The sequence below is a fragment of the Brevundimonas sp. SL161 genome, from assembly GCF_049896985.1.
Lineage (GTDB): Bacteria > Pseudomonadota > Alphaproteobacteria > Caulobacterales > Caulobacteraceae > Brevundimonas.
In genome coordinates this window covers 1-15488 of record NZ_JAFCVJ010000009.1, presented here as the reverse complement: position 1 = coordinate 15488, position 15488 = coordinate 1, and the positions used below count along the sequence as shown (strand labels likewise).

At 63.8% G+C, this 15488-nt stretch carries 13 protein-coding genes; 5 read left to right on the top strand and 8 right to left on the bottom strand.

From position 1 onward, the window contains the following. The first annotated feature begins 3 nt into the window (after nt 1–3). The 3 genes from ACP7AU_RS08400 (at nt 4) to ACP7AU_RS08390 (ending at nt 2612) form a co-directional block, all read left to right on the top strand. Entirely contained in the window at nt 4–957 is a 954-nt protein-coding gene (locus tag ACP7AU_RS08400; protein ID WP_426051112.1) for an aspartyl/asparaginyl beta-hydroxylase domain-containing protein, read from the top strand. A 140-nt stretch (nt 958–1097) separates the two neighbouring features. Continuing rightward, entirely contained in the window at nt 1098–2252 is a 1155-nt protein-coding gene (locus ACP7AU_RS08395) for an alkaline phosphatase (protein WP_426051111.1), read from the top strand. Between the two features lie 135 nt (nt 2253–2387). Continuing rightward, on the top strand, nt 2388–2612 hold the full coding sequence (locus tag ACP7AU_RS08390) for a DDE-type integrase/transposase/recombinase (protein WP_426051174.1): 225 nt from the start codon (nt 2388–2390) through the stop codon (nt 2610–2612). Between the two features lie 57 nt (nt 2613–2669). Here the strand turns inward: ACP7AU_RS08390 and putP are convergent, their stop codons facing one another. The 3 genes from putP to proC all read right to left on the bottom strand — a co-directional run bounded on the left by putP (nt 2670) and on the right by proC (nt 6395). Continuing rightward, a complete protein-coding gene (putP, locus tag ACP7AU_RS08385) occupies nt 2670–4202 on the bottom strand; it encodes a sodium/proline symporter PutP (RefSeq protein ID WP_426039341.1) in 1533 nt (510 codons plus the stop codon). 61 nt (nt 4203–4263) lie between these two features. After that, nucleotides 4264–5544 carry a glutamate-5-semialdehyde dehydrogenase gene (locus tag ACP7AU_RS08380; RefSeq protein ID WP_426051110.1) on the bottom strand — a complete coding sequence of 427 codons (1281 nt, stop codon included), beginning with the start codon at nt 5542–5544 and terminating at the stop codon, nt 4264–4266. A gap of 35 nt (nt 5545–5579) precedes the next feature. Continuing rightward, nucleotides 5580–6395 (bottom strand): pyrroline-5-carboxylate reductase, encoded by an 816-nt coding sequence (gene proC, locus ACP7AU_RS08375; RefSeq protein ID WP_426051109.1) that lies wholly within the window; start codon nt 6393–6395, stop codon nt 5580–5582. A 255-nt stretch (nt 6396–6650) separates the two neighbouring features. Between proC and proB the strand changes: the two genes are divergently transcribed. Next, nucleotides 6651–7802, top strand: coding sequence for a glutamate 5-kinase (gene proB, locus ACP7AU_RS08370; protein ID WP_426039344.1), 1152 nt, complete (start codon nt 6651–6653; stop codon nt 7800–7802). Nucleotides 7803–8101: 299 nt separating this feature from the next. Here proB and ACP7AU_RS08365 read toward each other — a convergent pair whose 3' ends face one another. Beyond that, nucleotides 8102–8548, bottom strand: a complete 447-nt coding sequence (locus ACP7AU_RS08365) for a Csu type fimbrial protein (RefSeq protein ID WP_426051108.1) — start codon at nt 8546–8548, stop codon at nt 8102–8104. Nucleotides 8549–8624: 76 nt separating this feature from the next. On the opposite strand from ACP7AU_RS08365, the gene ACP7AU_RS08360 reads away from it, so the two are divergent. Further along, nucleotides 8625–9317: an IS6 family transposase gene (locus tag ACP7AU_RS08360; RefSeq protein WP_426051107.1), complete on the top strand. Its 693-nt coding sequence runs from the start codon at nt 8625–8627 to the stop codon at nt 9315–9317. Nucleotides 9318–9375: 58 nt separating this feature from the next. Here the strand turns inward: ACP7AU_RS08360 and ACP7AU_RS08355 are convergent, their stop codons facing one another. From ACP7AU_RS08355 to ACP7AU_RS08340, 4 genes are all read right to left on the bottom strand, one after another. Next, nucleotides 9376–10110, bottom strand: a complete 735-nt coding sequence (locus ACP7AU_RS08355) for a PepSY domain-containing protein (protein WP_426051106.1) — start codon at nt 10108–10110, stop codon at nt 9376–9378. 10 nt (nt 10111–10120) lie between these two features. Continuing rightward, nucleotides 10121–10822, bottom strand: a complete 702-nt coding sequence (locus tag ACP7AU_RS08350; protein ID WP_426051105.1) for a hypothetical protein — start codon at nt 10820–10822, stop codon at nt 10121–10123. Nucleotides 10823–10895: 73 nt separating this feature from the next. Then, on the bottom strand, nt 10896–13583 hold the full coding sequence (locus ACP7AU_RS08345) for a TonB-dependent receptor domain-containing protein (protein ID WP_426051104.1): 2688 nt from the start codon (nt 13581–13583) through the stop codon (nt 10896–10898). A 1124-nt stretch (nt 13584–14707) separates the two neighbouring features. Then, the coding region (locus tag ACP7AU_RS08340) for an IS110 family transposase (protein WP_426051103.1) at nt 14708–15488 on the bottom strand (781 nt) is incomplete at its 5' end.

The following is a 15488-nucleotide window of genomic DNA, read 5'->3' as shown; positions in this document are numbered from 1 at the left end:
TCAATGCGGCTCGCCAAACCCTTTTTCCAGCTTCCGGTCCTGTTCGATGTCGAGCGTCTGCAGTATGAGGTCGCGGCCCTTCCGGCCGAGGCCTGGGTCTCGCACCCCGACAGCCTGGCCGGCAACAGCGCGGCGCGCCTGATCAGCGCCGGCGGGGCGGAGACGGATTCCGTACATGGCCAGATGCTCGGGACGCGCTGGCTGACGACCATGCCTTACGTACAGCAGGTGCTTGCGGGGTTCGGCGTGGTGTGGAGCCGTTCGCGCCTGATGCGCCTCGCGCCGGGCGCCCGCGTGCCGGAGCATGCCGACATCAACTACCACTGGCACACACGCGTTCGCCTGCACGTCCCGATCCTGACCCGGCCGCAGGTGCGTTTCCATTGCGACGGAGAGACCGTGCATATGGCCGCCGGGGAGGCCTGGATCTTCGATAACTGGCGCAGGCACCATGTCGAGAACGGGTCGAGCGCGGATCGCGTCCACCTGGTCGCGGACACGACCGGAACGGCCGCCTTCTGGCGTTTCGCCTGCGGCCCGACGCCGCCCAAGGCGCAATGGCGGACGATGCCCTGGGATCCGGACGCCATGCCGCGCCTGCTGACAGAGAGCGTCCAGCAGTCGCCGATCATGCCCGCCGCAGAGGTGCAGTGGCTGATCGACGACCTCCGCGCCGAACTGACCATGAACGCCAAAGGCCCCGACTCCGGGGCCCGCGTTACGCGGTTTGGGCTGCTGCTGGAGAGCTTTGTGCAAGATTGGCGCCAGCTCTGCGCCCTGCATGGGGTCAGTGGTCGCGCCCGGCCGGAGTTCGAGCGTCTGGCCTCCGCCGTTCACCAGGCCGCACGGCCGCTCGCTGCAGGACTGGTCATGCGCACCAACAACGCCGGCGCTCTGCTGGTGCTGGAAAAGCGCGTGCTGCAGCACCTGCTCGCCGCCGACGGAACCGGGGCATGAGCCGATCACCGGACAGTCCGCGGCAAGCGACTGCCCAAACTGTCACGCCCGGGCGGTAGTCCGTCCGTTGACGAAGCGCCCTCGCCCCGGCCCAACGCCGTGGTCGGAGATCGATCCCCTTCACGCCTGGAACCGCAAACATGAAACGCGTCCGCTATCCGACCTTCCTGGCCGTCGCCGCCGCGCTCGTACTGACCCCCGCGTCTGTGATGGCGCAGGACAACCCCGCGATCGCTACAGAGGCGACGCAGCCGGCCAGGGCGAGGAACATCATCCTGTTCCTCGCAGATGCGGCCGGCGTGCCGACGATCTCTGCCGCCAGCCTGCATGGCTATGGCGAGCCTCTCCGTCTGAATGTTCAGCAATGGCCGCACCTCGGCCTGAGCGAGACTTCACCGGTCGATGATTTCGTCTCGGACTCGGCGAACGGCATGTCGTCGATCGTAACGGGAGTGAAGACCCGCAACGGCGTCATCAGCCAGGGCCCTGACGCGGTGAGAGGGCAAAGCGACGGCGCCCCGACCAAGACCCTGCTGGAATATGCGGAGGAAAACGGCCTGTGGACCGGCGTCATCACGACCCAGTCCATTGCCGACGCCACGCCGGCGGCCAACTACGCCCATTCGAACGATCGCGGAAACTGGGGCCCGATTTTCGTCCAGGCCTTCACGCCGAGGTTCGGCGACGGCGTCGATGTCATGGTCGGCGCGGGCCGTCAGCAAGTCGGCGAGCAGCTGGCCGCTTTGGGCACGAGCTTCGATGCGCTCAGCCAGACTCACGCCCGACCAATCTATGCGACGCTCGGTGACGTACCGGCCGGGAACATGCGGCCGGTGGTGGTCAGTGACGCGATGGACGTCCACGCCGCCACGCTCCGGGCCCTGGACATCCTGCAACAATCCCCCCGCGGCTATTTCCTGACGGTCGAATGGGACGCCCACACCGACGATGCGCGCGCGGGTCTTCAGAACGTCGTTGATTTCGACCGGCTGATCGCCGAGGTCCAGGCGCGGGTCGATCTCAGCGACACCCTGCTGGTGTTCACCGCGGACCACAGCTTCGGTCTCCAGGTTGATGGGGGTCGCCGGGGTGAACCTCTGCTGGAAGGCTACGATGCCTGGAAGACCTCGGATGACGGGGCCGACCTTGTTCGACTGGAGAATGTGCTGGTGAACCGGACGCATACGGCCGAGGAGGTTCCTGTGCTGGCGATCGGGGTGGGCGCCGAGCGGGTCCGGGGATATTTCCCCAACACCCACCTGTTCCGGGTGATGATGGACGCCTGGGGCTGGTGAACCAACTCGGGATCGACGTCAGCTATGAGACGATCCGCTGCTGGACGGTCAAGTTCGGCACGTTGATCGCGAGGCGATTGAAGAAGCGGCGGGGCCCGCCGTCCCCACGCTGGCAACCTCCTTCAAAACCAGCCGATCGGGCCGCGGACGGTCACGACCGCCAGCCTGGGGTCCTACGGCGCCGCACTGGATCAGTTGGATCTGAGACACGTGCATCGACCGGGCCGACTTCGGGAGAACAATCGGATCGAGAACTCCGACCTGCCTATCCGGCGGCGAGCGCGACAGCAGGAGCGGTTCAAATCTCGAGACTCAGCCCAGAGATCCCTCACCACCCACGCTCCGGCGATTCCGCGCTGAAGCCGATGCCGCTTGGTCGGCCGCCGTTGACTGATCGAGTCCCCGGGTAGGGGCTTCTCAACTGACGGGAGTTTCTCTGGCAGCGCCCTTTCCCGAACGGCCGAGTCCGTCGGCCGCGAGCATTTCGTCGAAGGTGGCGGCCACCTCGGGCGGAGCGCTCTTGCCGAAACGGGCGACCAGAAGTGCGACAAGGCCACTGACGATGAAACCCGGGACGATCTCGTAGATCGCTTGGGACGGAGCGACGCCGCCGATGGTGAAGGGGGCGTAGAGCCACACCAGCACCGTCGCCGCGCCAGCGACGATGCCAGCCAGGGCGGCGCTGGCCGTCATGCGTTTCCAGTGCAGGCTAAGCAGGATGACCGGGCCGAAGGCGGCTCCGAAGCCGGCCCAGGCATTACCGACCAGCGACAGGATGCTGCTGGACCGATCGAGCGCGAGGCCCATGGCGACCACGGCGACCGCCAGCGTGGCTAGCCGTCCGACCAGCACGAGTTCGCTCTGGCTCGCCTCGCGACGGAAGAAGGTCTTGTAGAAATCCTCGGTCAGGGAGCTGGATGACACCAGCAACTGGGAGGAGATCGTGCTCATGATCGCCGCCAGGATAGCGGCCAGCAGGAAGCCCGCGACATAGGGGTGGAACAGGGTCTGAGACAGGACGATGAAGATCGTCTCCGGGTCGTTCAGGGTCAGGCCCGTGCGGGTGACGTAGGCGAGGCCGGCGAAGCCGCACAGCACTGAACCGATCACGGTCACAGCCATCCACGACATGCCGATCCGCCGCATCGTCGGCATGTCGCGGACCGAGCGCACGGCCATGAAGCGGACGATGATGTGCGGCTGGCCGAAATAGCCCAGGCCCCAGGCCAGGCTGGAGATCAGCCCAAGTATAGTGACGCCGGAGAACCACGACAGATAATCCGGATGAGCCGCGACCACGGTCGCCTCGGTTGAGGACCAGCCGCCCAGGGTCGCAATGGTGACGATGGGGACCAGCACCAACGCAGCGAACATGATGCAGCCCTGGACGAAGTCGGTCAGGCTAACCGCCAGGAAGCCACCGAACAGGGTGTAGGCGATCACGACGCCGGCCGTCACGAACAGGCCCAGGGTGTAGTCGAGGCCCAGGGACGCCTCAAACAGCTTGCCGCCCGCGACCAGTCCGGCGGAGGTGTAGAGGGTGAAGAAGATGACGATCACGAGGGAGGCCAGAACGCGGATGCGCCGGGTCTTGTCGTCAAAACGCTTTTCCAGGAAGTCGGGGATGGTGACGGCGTCTCCGGCCAGCTCGGTGTAGACCCGCAACCGGGGCGCCACGAGCAGGTAGTTGGCCCAGGCCCCGATCAACAGACCGACGGCGATCCAGGCGGCGCTGAAGCCAGAGAGATAGATGGCTCCGGGCAGACCCATCAGCATCCAGCCGCTCATATCCGAGGCGCCAGCCGACAGCGCGGCCACAGCCGGCGACAGCTGACGCCCGCCGAGCATGAACTCGGAGACGTTGCTGGTCGACTTGCGCCAGGCATAGACGCCGATGCCGAGCATCAGAGCGAAATAGGCGCCTAGGGACACCAGGGTTTCGAAGTTCATCAAGATCTTTCGGGGCTAGTTCGAGCAGGCTCGGCTTCAAGGCTTGGCGGTTGGCGCGCGATCAGGCGCGGGTCTGGCCGTCGCCGCGCACAAGGTATTTGAAGCTGGTCAGCTGTTCGACGCCGACCGGGCCGCGAGCGTGGATCTTGCCGGTGGCGATGCCGATCTCTGCGCCCATGCCGAACTCGCCGCCGTCCGAGAATTGTGTCGAGGCGTTGTGCATCACGACCGCGCTGTCGATCTCGAGCAGGAAGCGGTTCGCGGCGTCGGCGTCGCGGGTCATGATCGCGTCTGTATGGCCCGAAGAATGTTCCGACACGAAGGCGATGGCAGCATCCAGATCGTCCACGATCCGAACCGAAGCGATGGCATCCAGATATTCGAGATCCCAGTCATTGGCCTGGGCAGGCAGCAGACGCGCATGGATCGCGCAGGCCTCGGGATCACCGCGCAGTTCGCAGTTCGGCATGGCGTCGGCGAGGGCGGGGATGGCCTGTGCCGCGATGGCGCGGTCGATGACGATGCTTTCGGTCGCACCACAGACGCCGGTCCGGCGCAGCTTGGCGTTGGCGATCACGGCGATGGCCTGGGCGACGTCGGCCCCGGCATGGATGTAGCTGTGACAGTTGCCATCCAGATGAAGCAGGGTCGGGACGCGGGCTTCGCGCTGGACCAGTTCGACCAGGCTGCGACCGCCGCGGGGAATAGCCAGATCGACATGATCGATAGCGCGCAGAAGTTCGCCGACGACGGCGCGGTCGGGTGTTCCAACCGTCTGGACACAGGCCTCGGGCAGGCCCGCATCGGCCAGACCGGCCTGCATGCAGGCCACGATAGCGGCCGTGGACCGGCTGCTGTCGGAACCGCCACGCAGGATGATGGCGTTGCCGGACTTTATGCAGATCGCGCTGGCGTCGGCGGCGACGTTGGGGCGAGATTCAAAGATCATCGCGATGACGCCGATCGGCACAGCAACGCGGCGGATATCCAGGCCGTTCGGGCGACGCGTGTGCGCCAGTTCGCGGCCCAGAGGGTCGGGCAGGTCGGCGATCTCGTCCAGAGCCTGGGCCATGGCGGCGACGCGCGCCTCGTCCAGACGCAGCCGATCGATGAAGGCGGCGGGCTTGTGATCGACGACGTCGGCGACATCGCCGGCATTGGCCTTCAGGATCGTGGCCATGGCAGCGCGCAGGCGGGCGGCCGAGGCGCGGATGGCGCGGTCACGGGTTTCGGCCGAGCTTGCGGCCAGGGCGCGCGCGGCCTTGCGAGCGGCGGCGCCCAGGGTGGCGACGTGATCTGCGGGGGAGGCGGGTGTTTCAGTCTTCAGTTCAGTCAGGGTCATAGCAGGATACCTCTAATCGGTTGCAGGGATGCGGCTCAGCGCAGTGCGACAGCGCGCGCGTAGGCCGCAGAAAGTGTTGACCGGAACAGCCGGTCGAGCTCGCCTTCGCCATTGAGCGCGTCCAGGCCGGCGGCGGTGGTCCCGCCCTTGCTGGTGACGCTTTCGCGCAGGTCTTCGAGCGACAGTTGCGATTGCCGCGCCATCTCGATCGTCCCGGCCAGGGTGTCCAGCACCAGCTGTTTGGCGGCGTCAGGGCTGAACCCGAGTTGGGTCGCCGCCTCCGTATAGGTGCGCGCGATCTCGAACACATAGCCCGGCCCTGACCCGGCGATGGCGGTCAGGCGGTCCAGTTGATCCTCATCGTCGACCCACAGGACGGAGCCCACCGCACGCATAAGCGCCTCCACCATACCTCGCTGGGCAGCATCGGTAGTTGGGTCGGCGCAGAGGCCGCTGGCCCCGGCGCCGATTGCGGCCGGGAGGTTCGGCATGATCCGCACGATCGGCGCATTGCCGGTCAGGGACTTCAGCCGGGCGATCGAACTGCCGGCTGCGATCGAGGCGACGAAGCCGCCGGCTGCGAGGCGTTCGGTGTAGAGCGGGGCGACGACGTCCAGAACCTGGGGCTTCACCGCCAGGATCACCAGGTCGAAGGCGCTGTCGGACGCTGGCGGTGGGGCGTTCAGGAACACCGGCGCCCCCTTCGGGCCCTCCTGGCCTTCCGGCGTCGGCTGCGCGGCGGGATCGATCACCACAAATCGGTAGTCAGGGAACGAGCTCGGCGACGCCGCCTGCCACTGGGATAGCAACGCCTCTCCCATTTTTCCGTAACCGACAAGAGCGATCTTCAAACCGCGCCTCCTTTATTGATTTAATGGTGTTCAGAACTAATCAAGACGCAAATTGGGGCGAGAATATCCAAATAACTTCCAGATCAAAAATCTGCATGAGCTATGGAAATATACGAAACGGCATAAACTTGCCATTTCTGCCCACATGGGTATAATGCCACCATAATCTGCAAACGAAAAAACGTCAAGTCGTGTGCAATTTGTGATAATTTTAGATTAAATCTTCCGACATCGAATATCATAGTGGAGAACAATATGAGTAAAAAGAAACGTATAGTTATCAAGGTCGGCTCTAGCCTTCTTGCTGATGAAAAGCGCCTCACGCCCCGTTGGGGATTCATGCAGCGAATCATCGAAGATATCTCTTTGCTTCGCGAAGAGGGATACGAGGTTGTGCTGTGTTCGTCGGGCGCCGTCGCGCTGGGGATGCGGATGATCGACGTCACCCCCGAGACGGCAGGCTTGCGTGACAAGCAGGCGGCGGCCGCCTGTGGCATGCCATTGCTGCTGAACGCCTACACCCATATCGGCCATCAGTATGAGATCAACGTCGCCCAGATTCTGGTCACCTTGGGTGATTTCGAGGATCACCGCCGGTTCCTGAACACCAAGAATACGGTCGATCGTCTGCTTGCGGCCAATGTCCTGCCCATCATCAACGAGAACGATACAGTCACCACCGAGGAGATCCGCGTCGGCGACAACGATCGGCTGGCGGCCAAGGTCGCCCAGATGGTCCAGGCCCAGCATCTCGTCATCCTGACCAGCGTCGACGGCCTCTATGATCGCCACCCCTCCGAACCGGGCGCCACGCTGATCGAGACCGTGACCGACGTCGCGCAATATCTGGATGTAACCCGCTCGGTCAGCGCCTTGGGCACTGGCGGCATGCTGACCAAGATGCAGGCGGCCAACATGGCTCAGAACGCGGGCTGCAACACCTTGATCGCCAATGGCGAGGTCGAAAATCCGGTCTCTTCGGTCATGAAGGGCGAGCGTCCCTGCACAACCTGCGTCGCCCATGCCGAGCCCATGACAAGTTGGGCGGCCTGGCTGACCAATCGCCTCCAGGCGGCGGGGAGTATCGTGATCTCGAACACAGCGGCCGATGCCGTCGAGCGGGGCGAGCGCGGAATCGATCGCCACGACGTCGTCTCGATGACCGGCTCCTATGCCAAGGGCGACGTCGTCCATGTCTATGACGAAATGGGTGTCGAGCGCGCCCGCGGAATGACTGATTTTTCGTCCGAGGAGACCTCCATTCTGGTTCGGAACGCGGCCCTCTCGGTCAAATCCCTGATCGGCCACCACTCGCCGGGCGTACTGATCGAAGCCACGAATCTGATCGTTCTGGATGAGCGTCAGATCCCGTGGGAACATCGGGTTGAAACGGCTTCAGCAGCCTGACGGCGTTGGTCAGTGGCGGGAAGATCTGCCCGCCACGGCGCGTGATGGCTCGCTTGGTCTGAATAGGCCAGGGCTTAGAGGCGGCGGTGCTGTCAGTCTAACGCTAACTTGTCCTTTGTGGACGGCGCTCGATTGGCAAGGGCGTTGAGGTAGGGATTGGTGGGTTACGGTCGGTATTCGGCCTGTTGATGCAGGGCTTGGCCTGCTGGCCCTGATGTCGTCCGCTGACCTGGTCTCCTGATGCCTCCGCCCTCTACGGTCGGAAATGTCGGCAGACATCTGCCCGCTTTGCGTCCAATTCAGTAGGCGACCGTCACCACGATCACGTCGGTGTAGGCACCGTCCAAAACGTTCTGCCCGGGAGGTACGCGGCCGTGTATGCTGAAGGTCTGTTGGTTCGAGAGGAGCCCGGACAGGGTCCCCACCACTCTCTGCGTCCCGCCCGTGCCATTGCCCCAGACCTGGGTGCGCGCCGCAGTGGTGTAAAGGTTGTAGTCGATGCTGGACTGCGCCCTGGTAAGTTTTCTGGTGGCATAGGTTCCCGTCATGCCCGGGCTGAGACTGATGTCATACGTGCCGCTGCCCAATTCCGCGAACGTGCAATTGACGGTGACCGTGCCGGCTGCGTCTTTCGGGATCGGCGACAGTGGATCGTAGTTGCCGAAGCTGACCCCCGTTGCCGAAGCGGTGCACGTGCAGAACGACAGGAATGGGCACGCCGCCTCGGCCCCGTTGGCGAGAGCCATGCCGCCGGTGCTGTCAGTCCAACGCTAAAACGTCTCCACTTATGACGGTCTAAGCCACTGTTGGAGATGATGTTTCGTGAAGCCGATTTCGTTCAAGCGCCACCGGTTCCCGGCGGACGTCATCCGCCATGCCGTCTGGCTCTACTTTCGCTTCAGCCTCAGCTTTCGTGACGTCGAGGAACTCCTGGCGCAACGCGGGATCGACGTCAGCTACGAGACGATCCGCTGCTGGACGATCAAGTTTGGACCGCTGATCGCGAGGCGGCTGAAGCGCCGTCGGCCAGTCCCATCGCCTCGCTGGCATCTGGACGAGATGGTTTGCTGGATCGGCGGCAAGCGAATGTATCTGTGGCGCGCCGTCGATGATGAAGGCGAGGTGCTCGACGTCCTGGTCCAGCGCCGGCGGGACACGGGCGCTGCGTTGAAGCTGCTCAGGCGGCTCCTTCACAACCAGCCGGTCGAGCCCCAGACGATCACGACCGACGGCCTGGCCTCATACGGCGCGGCTCTGGATCAACTGGATTTGAGGCATCTCCATCGACCGGGCCGGCTTCGGGAGAACAATCGGGCGGAGAACTCCCACCTCCCGATCCGACGACGGGAGCGGCAGCAGCAGCGGTTCAAATCCCAAGCCTCAGCCCAGAGATTCCTCACCACCCACGCAGCGATCTACAACACCTTCAACGTCCAACGCCATTTGATCAGCAGACCCACACTTCGCCGCTTCCGCGCCGACGCTGATGCCGCATGGGCGGCTGCGGTTGCCTGAAGGGCGGCGGGGCAGGGGGCTTTCGACTTGGCAAAGTTAACCTGTCATGCCCTCGTCGCTAGGGACGACGCGCGGCGATCGCAGCGCGAGCCCGTGCAAGAGGATCCAGTACATAGCTGAAGTCCGATGGGCGGAAGGCACGAATTAGCAGGATCAGTCCGCTGAGCGCGAGCCAGAGGATACCGGTTCCGACCGTAACGATGAGCGGGTGGTTGAAGTTCTCGCGCTTGGTGTAATCCATGATGTGGATCATCCAGAAGATATCCCAGAGCCGCCAGGTGTCGGTCCGTCGTTCCAGAACCTCGCCGGTCGCCTCGGACAGAAGCAGGGTCGTGCTCTCGGAATCGGCGAACTCCACACGCCAAAGTGGGAGGGGCAGTTTTCGCGTCTCGACGTCGCCTTCGGTGACCCTGCGAACAGAGGCGACAGGGTCGGCGCCGTTGAAGGCGGCCGACGCCAGGCCCGAGGCGCGGCTGGCGTCGATGGTGACGGGCACGCCCGTCACCGCATCGATCAACCGCACGCCGGAAGGCGTCGCCGCCTGATAGACATAGACGGATCCCAGCGGCTTTAGACGAAGGCTGGTTATGGGCTGGCCGATACGTTCAGCCACCTGGGCCAGCGACAGGACAGGGCGGGGCAACACGACGGCGGCCGGTTCGCGCACCGATGTCGCGCCCGAGACCTTGTCGCTGTCCAGCAGCGCCATCATCGCCCCGCTGAAGCTCCAGAGGATGAATTGCAGGCCCAGGATGAGGCCGACCCATTTGTGCAGCGTGCGGATCAGGAACATCGGAGCGGCCTCACGCTTTGGCCGGACGCGCACGGCGCCGACGACGGAAACTGTAGAAAAGGAGCCAGGCGCCGGTCAGGGAGCTGACGAAGGCCATCCAGGTCGTGATGCGCAACAGAATGTTGTTCACATTGTCCCGCGTCTCATAATCCATGACGTGGAGCATCCAGACGAAGTCGAACGTCCGCCACAGGTCGTGACGCTGGGCCATCAGTTCCCCCGTCTGGGGCGAGATGTAGAGGGATGGTTTCCACGCCCCTTCGAACTGGACCCGCCAGAGCGGCGCGGGTCGACCGCGCAGTTCTCCGGGTGCTTCTCTGAGGAGTTCAGCGCTGACGATCCTGCCCTGCTCGGCGAAATGGGCAGTGGCGCGTGCACGAACTGCTGCCTCGCCCAGCGGCGACAGTTGCGCGCCGCTTTGCGCGTCGACCAGGCGCGATCCGCCTGGTCCGCCGACGACATAGACCGGTCGGCCCAACTGGGTCTCCAGCCTGACGGTCTCGGCCCCGCTAGCCGCGACCGCGCCGGGCTCCTTCAGCGACGACAGGTCCAGCGGCGTGGCCGGGATCGACCGCGCGAGCCGATCGCCATGAATGATGTCGATGTGGACGGCGGTCATATAAAGACCGCCCGCCGTCCAGAACACGGCCTGGATGGCCAGCAGAAGGCCGAGCCACTTGTGGGATGTTCTGGCCAGGGCCGGCAATCGCATGGCGGTCTCTCGATAAGCGGGTGCGCGAAGCTCACCCGCCAGGCGGCTCGAAGCCGTCCGGCGGGTGCAGGGCTTAGTTGAAGCGGTAGGTCAGGCGGACGTAGCCACGACGACCGAGGAGATCATAAGTCATGGTGTCGGTGTTGCCGTCGGTCCAGCTCTTGATGAACGGAGCCTTGTTGTCGAAGAGGTTGTCGACGCCGACGGCGATGTCTGCGCTTTCTCCCAGGCGATAGGCGAACTGCGCGTTGTGATAGAAGACGTTGGGCGCGGAGTAGCCGATGTCGGTCGGGGCGGCGTTGAAGTCGGTCGCCTCGCCGATCATTTGCACCGAGTACGCGCCGGTCCAGCGATCATCAGCCACCGCTACGCTGGCGAGGGAACGCCAGTGCGGATAGCCACCGTTGCCGCCGCCGATATGGTCAGCGAACTGGATCGGGGCCCCGTCCTGAAACGGCGTAATCGTGTATTCCTCGAGATACGTCGTGTTCCAGTCCAGGCTGACCTGCCGGTCCCAAAGATCGAAAGCGTAACGCAGACCGATATCGACGCCCGTCATCCGCTCCTGGCCCGCGTTGGAGGGCTGGGCCGACAGATAGTTGACTTCCCCGGTCAGGGTGCTGCGGGTGAAGTTTGTAGGACCACAGAAGGGGTGGCTTAATCCGACCGAGGCGTAGCAGACCGCCAAGCGCGTCGAGCCCGGGATGGAGCGGATCGCATCGGTGATCTTGATGTCGAAATAATCGACGGTCATCGACAGGCCGGACACCTGCGACGGCTGCCAGACCAAGCCGAGCGTCAGGGTTTCCGTGGCTTCCGGCTGGAGAGCGGAATTTCCCCCTACCGTTGTCAGGATCGAGTTGCCCAACTGGACATAGTTCGCCGGGACGCCGGAGGCGCGACAGTTGGCGACCAGGTTGGCGTTGGTGCTGGTGTAATAGCGGCTGCACGGATCGGAGGTCGTCAGATTGCCCTCGGCGACACCACCGAAGAGTTCCGGAACACTCGGGATCCGGAAGCCCGTGCCGAAGGTGGCCCGGAGCCGCAGGTCATTGATGACCGTCCAGTTGAGGCCGAGCTTGTAGGTCGTGTTGTCGCCGAACAAATTGTAGTCCGAGTAGCGGACCGCCGCGTCGAGATCGAGCCGCCGAATGAAGGGCAGGTCCGCGAGCAGCGGGGCCGAGAGCTCCAGATAGGCTTCCTTGGCGGTGACGCTGCCCGCGATAGGCGACTGCTGGTTGGTGTTGGCGATGCCAAGAACCGTCAGGGCGTCCGGGTTCCGATAGCCTTCCTCCTCGCGGTAGACGAGCCCGGCTGCTGCGGCGAGGGGACCGGCGGGGAGTTGAAGGACCGTTCCCGTGACGTCGGCGGTCACGCTCCGCTGTTCATTGCCGCCGGTGTCGCGGGATGTGAACAGGATATAGTTGAGGACCTGGGGACTGACGTCGCCGAAACCGAGGTAGTCGCCGCAGGGAATGGCCGCGCCGGCGGCGGGACTGCAGACCGCCGTGTTGAGGGTGTTGCGGACTCGCTCAAGGTTGGCGATGTTGGTGCTGCCGTCGACACCGGAACTACGTCCCCAATTGGCGGCGACTTCCCAGCTCCAGTCGCGCATGAAGTCGCCCCGTGCGCCGCCCACGAAGCGGTAGGTGTCTGTCTCTTGGAAGAACTGCCGCGGTCCCGGTTCCAGCAGGCGGCGCTGGATCAGGGTGATGTTCTGACCCGTCGGATTGGTCGGGTTGGTTGAGAGGATCGCCAAGTTGCGCAGCGTTCCCGGCGAAGCCACCTGGTTGGACTTGCGATGTGTGAAGAAGGCTTCCCCGAACAGGGTGACGTTGTCGGTCAGACGGTAGTCGGCGAGGAAGGCCGTACTGAAGCGTTCGATCGGCGAGACGGCGTTCAGATAGGGGTTGGAGTTGAAGTTGTGCCGGGCCGCGCTGTAGGGCTCGTAGAAATTTCCGTTCCCTCCCTGCGTCTGGTTGAAGTTGATCTGCTGGCCATTCGGCAGCACGGCGCGCCCGCCGATTGTCGAGGCGCTTGAAACGCACACCAGCTGTCCGCCGACCTCGCCGAGACCGCAGGCGGCGCGGTCGGCCAGATTGACCGCTTCGGTTTGCTGATAAGACAGGCCGGCGACCACGCGACCCCTGTCGCTGTGGATCCCCCAGAGGAGGTCCAGGGTGTAGTCTTGGCCATCGCCTTCATCGGCAATGCCGTATTTGCCGGAGAGCTTGAGGCCTTCGAAGTCGTTGGCTGTGATGATGTTGACCACGCCGGTCACGGCGTCGGCGCCATAGATGGCGGAAGCGCCGTCCTTGAGCACGTCAATGCGCTGGATGATCGCCGTGGGGATCATGTTCAAGTCGGGGGCGCTGTTGGCGCCGGTGCCGCCATTGACCACACGACGACCGTTGATCAGCGTGAGTGTCCGGTTGATGCCTAGACCGCGGAGATTGACCTGGGCGGTGCCGTAGCCATTGCCTGTCCAGTAGGCGTTGGTCTGCCCCCCGGCGTTCCCGGCCGAGGCGGGCAAGCGCTGCAGCAGGTTTTCCAGATTGGTGATCCCGGTGTTGGCGATCTGCTCTTCGGTGATCACCGTGGCGGGACCTACGCCGCTGATGTCCGCGCGTTTGATGCGGGTTCCGGTGACGACGACTTCATCGACGCTGGTCGTCACATCCTGGGCTGAGGCGGTCCCAGCACACAGGGTCGAGGTGATGACCGCACCTGCGAACAAGAGCCTCTTTCTCGTACGGTTCATCGTGGTTCCCCCTGTCGGTTCGGCTCCCGATAGCCGTCCCCGTGCGGAACAAAGTCCGACCCCCACCCTGTCGAGTCAAGACATGTATAGACATATTAAAGGGTCACAAGTTCTTCCCGAAATGCCAAAATGGCGGAAAATTAGCTAACAGTTGTCAGAAGTGGCCGCTCTAAAGCAATAAATTACCACCGTTGAGGACCGTCAGGGTTGGACGTGGCTTTTTCGAGTTCAGTCGAAAAACGTGTGCAAAGGTACTGGCGCGCGCAAAATCCCAAATCACGGCGATGTTGGCGTTGGAACTCGCAATACGCAGAAACCCGCCTATCCCCTCCCAAAAATTTTGCGCTGGGTGTCGATTTCTCAACGGCGCGATTTCACGCGGATTGAGCGCGGACCCATGGGATCTCACCACCCCCATCCGTCCAGCGACAAATTGTCTCCGGAATGCGGATGACCTTAACCCCGATGTTGGACCGGGCTGTGCCGAAACGTAACTGAGTCTCGAGACGATCTTGAGGCTCGAACTTCAGTCCGAAATCCCCCTGAGTTGGGCGGCTCAGCGTCGACTGTTAGAGCCAGTTTGTGCTATCGATGAAGGCGCACTAGGCACGCCGACGTCGCCGGAAAAGTCGTCTCCATCGTGCAGTTCGGCGACCAGAGACTAGTGCTCCGACTGAGCGGGGTGCTGTCATCTTAATGCGAACTTGTCTCCGGTAGGGGCGGCCTAAGCCGCTGATGGGGATGACATTTCGTGACGCCGATTTCGTTCAAGCGCCATCGGTTTCCGGCCGATGTGACGTGATGGTGTGGACGACCTCCGCCTAACCAGCTTTTCTGGAGCAGTCGTCATCAGGGACGTCATGTGTGGACGACCTCCCAGACGCAAGAGTAAAAACGACGTTGGCGCTCGGTCGAGTGCAGTCATGTGTTCGGCCTGTTGGTGCAGCTGCGTGCGCTGCTGGCCTTGATGAAGTCCGCGGACGGGCTCCCTAATCACGTCAACGCGCTCAAGGCGCTCTGACCCCCTGGGTTTCACCTGTCCCCGGCTGCGGCCGGTTCGTCATCACGTCTCATCACTCTTTCGTCTACGGCGCCGATCCTGTGTAGGGACCGGGCCGATCCCTCTATGCCGTCATCGGCCTGTAGTCCTCCTGTCGCGCCATCAGGGTCCAGGCGATGCGAGCGGTCTTGTTGGCCAAGGCCACGGCGGCGACCTTGGGCTTTTTGCGTTCGAGCAGATTGCCCACCCAGTCCCCGCGTCCTCGCTGGCGGGCCATCCGCAAGACGGCGGTGGCGCCGACGACGAGAAGCCGGCGAAGATAGCCGTCGCCCATCTTGCTGATGCCACCTTGGCGGCGCTCCTTGCCGCCGCTGCTGTTTGCTCGAGGTGTGAGACCCAGCCAAGCTGCGAACTGTCTCCCCGAACGGAAGAGCTTCGGATCCGGCGCACTGGCGGCTAGGGCGCTGGCTGTGATCGGCCCGATCCCGGGGATGGTCGCCAATCGCCGGCTCGTCTCGTCCTGTCTGTGCCACTCTAGAATCTGACGCTCCAGTCGGCCTATCTCCGCGCCAAGCTGCTCGAGCTGATCTGCAAGCCCTCCAAGAGCAGAGCGCGCCAGATCCGGCAGACCCTGATCATCGTCGCGCAAAGCCTTGAGGGCCACCTGCACTCCGGCATGCCCTTGAGGCGCGACGATACCGTACTCGCCGAGGTGGCCTCGCAGTGCGTTGATCAGCATCGTCCTCTGGCGGACGAGCAGGTCACGGGTCTTGTGCAGCATAAGAGCCGCCTGCTGGGCCTTCGACTTCACAGCCACAAACCGCATGGTCGGCCGGGTAACAGCCTCGGCGATGGCTTCGGCGTCGGCGGCGTCAGTCTTGCCTCGCTTCACATAGGCCTTCACG

Bases quoted from the DNA above. Each gene is read 5' to 3' on its own strand.
- ACP7AU_RS08395 (WP_426051111.1), top strand. From the start codon at position 1,098: ATGAAACGCGTCCGCTATCCGACCTTCCTGGCCGTCGCCGCCGCGCTC.
- ACP7AU_RS08355 (WP_426051106.1), bottom strand. From the start codon at position 10,110: ATGTTCCTGATCCGCACGCTGCACAAATGGGTCGGCCTCATCCTGGGC.
- ACP7AU_RS08400 (WP_426051112.1), top strand. From the start codon at position 4: ATGCGGCTCGCCAAACCCTTTTTCCAGCTTCCGGTCCTGTTCGATGTC.
- ACP7AU_RS08380 (WP_426051110.1), bottom strand. From the start codon at position 5,544: ATGACCCTGACTGAACTGAAGACTGAAACACCCGCCTCCCCCGCAGAT.
- ACP7AU_RS08345 (WP_426051104.1), bottom strand. From the start codon at position 13,583: ATGAACCGTACGAGAAAGAGGCTCTTGTTCGCAGGTGCGGTCATCACC.
- putP (WP_426039341.1), bottom strand. From the start codon at position 4,202: ATGAACTTCGAAACCCTGGTGTCCCTAGGCGCCTATTTCGCTCTGATG.
- ACP7AU_RS08350 (WP_426051105.1), bottom strand. From the start codon at position 10,822: ATGCGATTGCCGGCCCTGGCCAGAACATCCCACAAGTGGCTCGGCCTT.
- proB (WP_426039344.1), top strand. From the start codon at position 6,651: ATGAGTAAAAAGAAACGTATAGTTATCAAGGTCGGCTCTAGCCTTCTT.
- ACP7AU_RS08365 (WP_426051108.1), bottom strand. From the start codon at position 8,548: ATGGCTCTCGCCAACGGGGCCGAGGCGGCGTGCCCATTCCTGTCGTTC.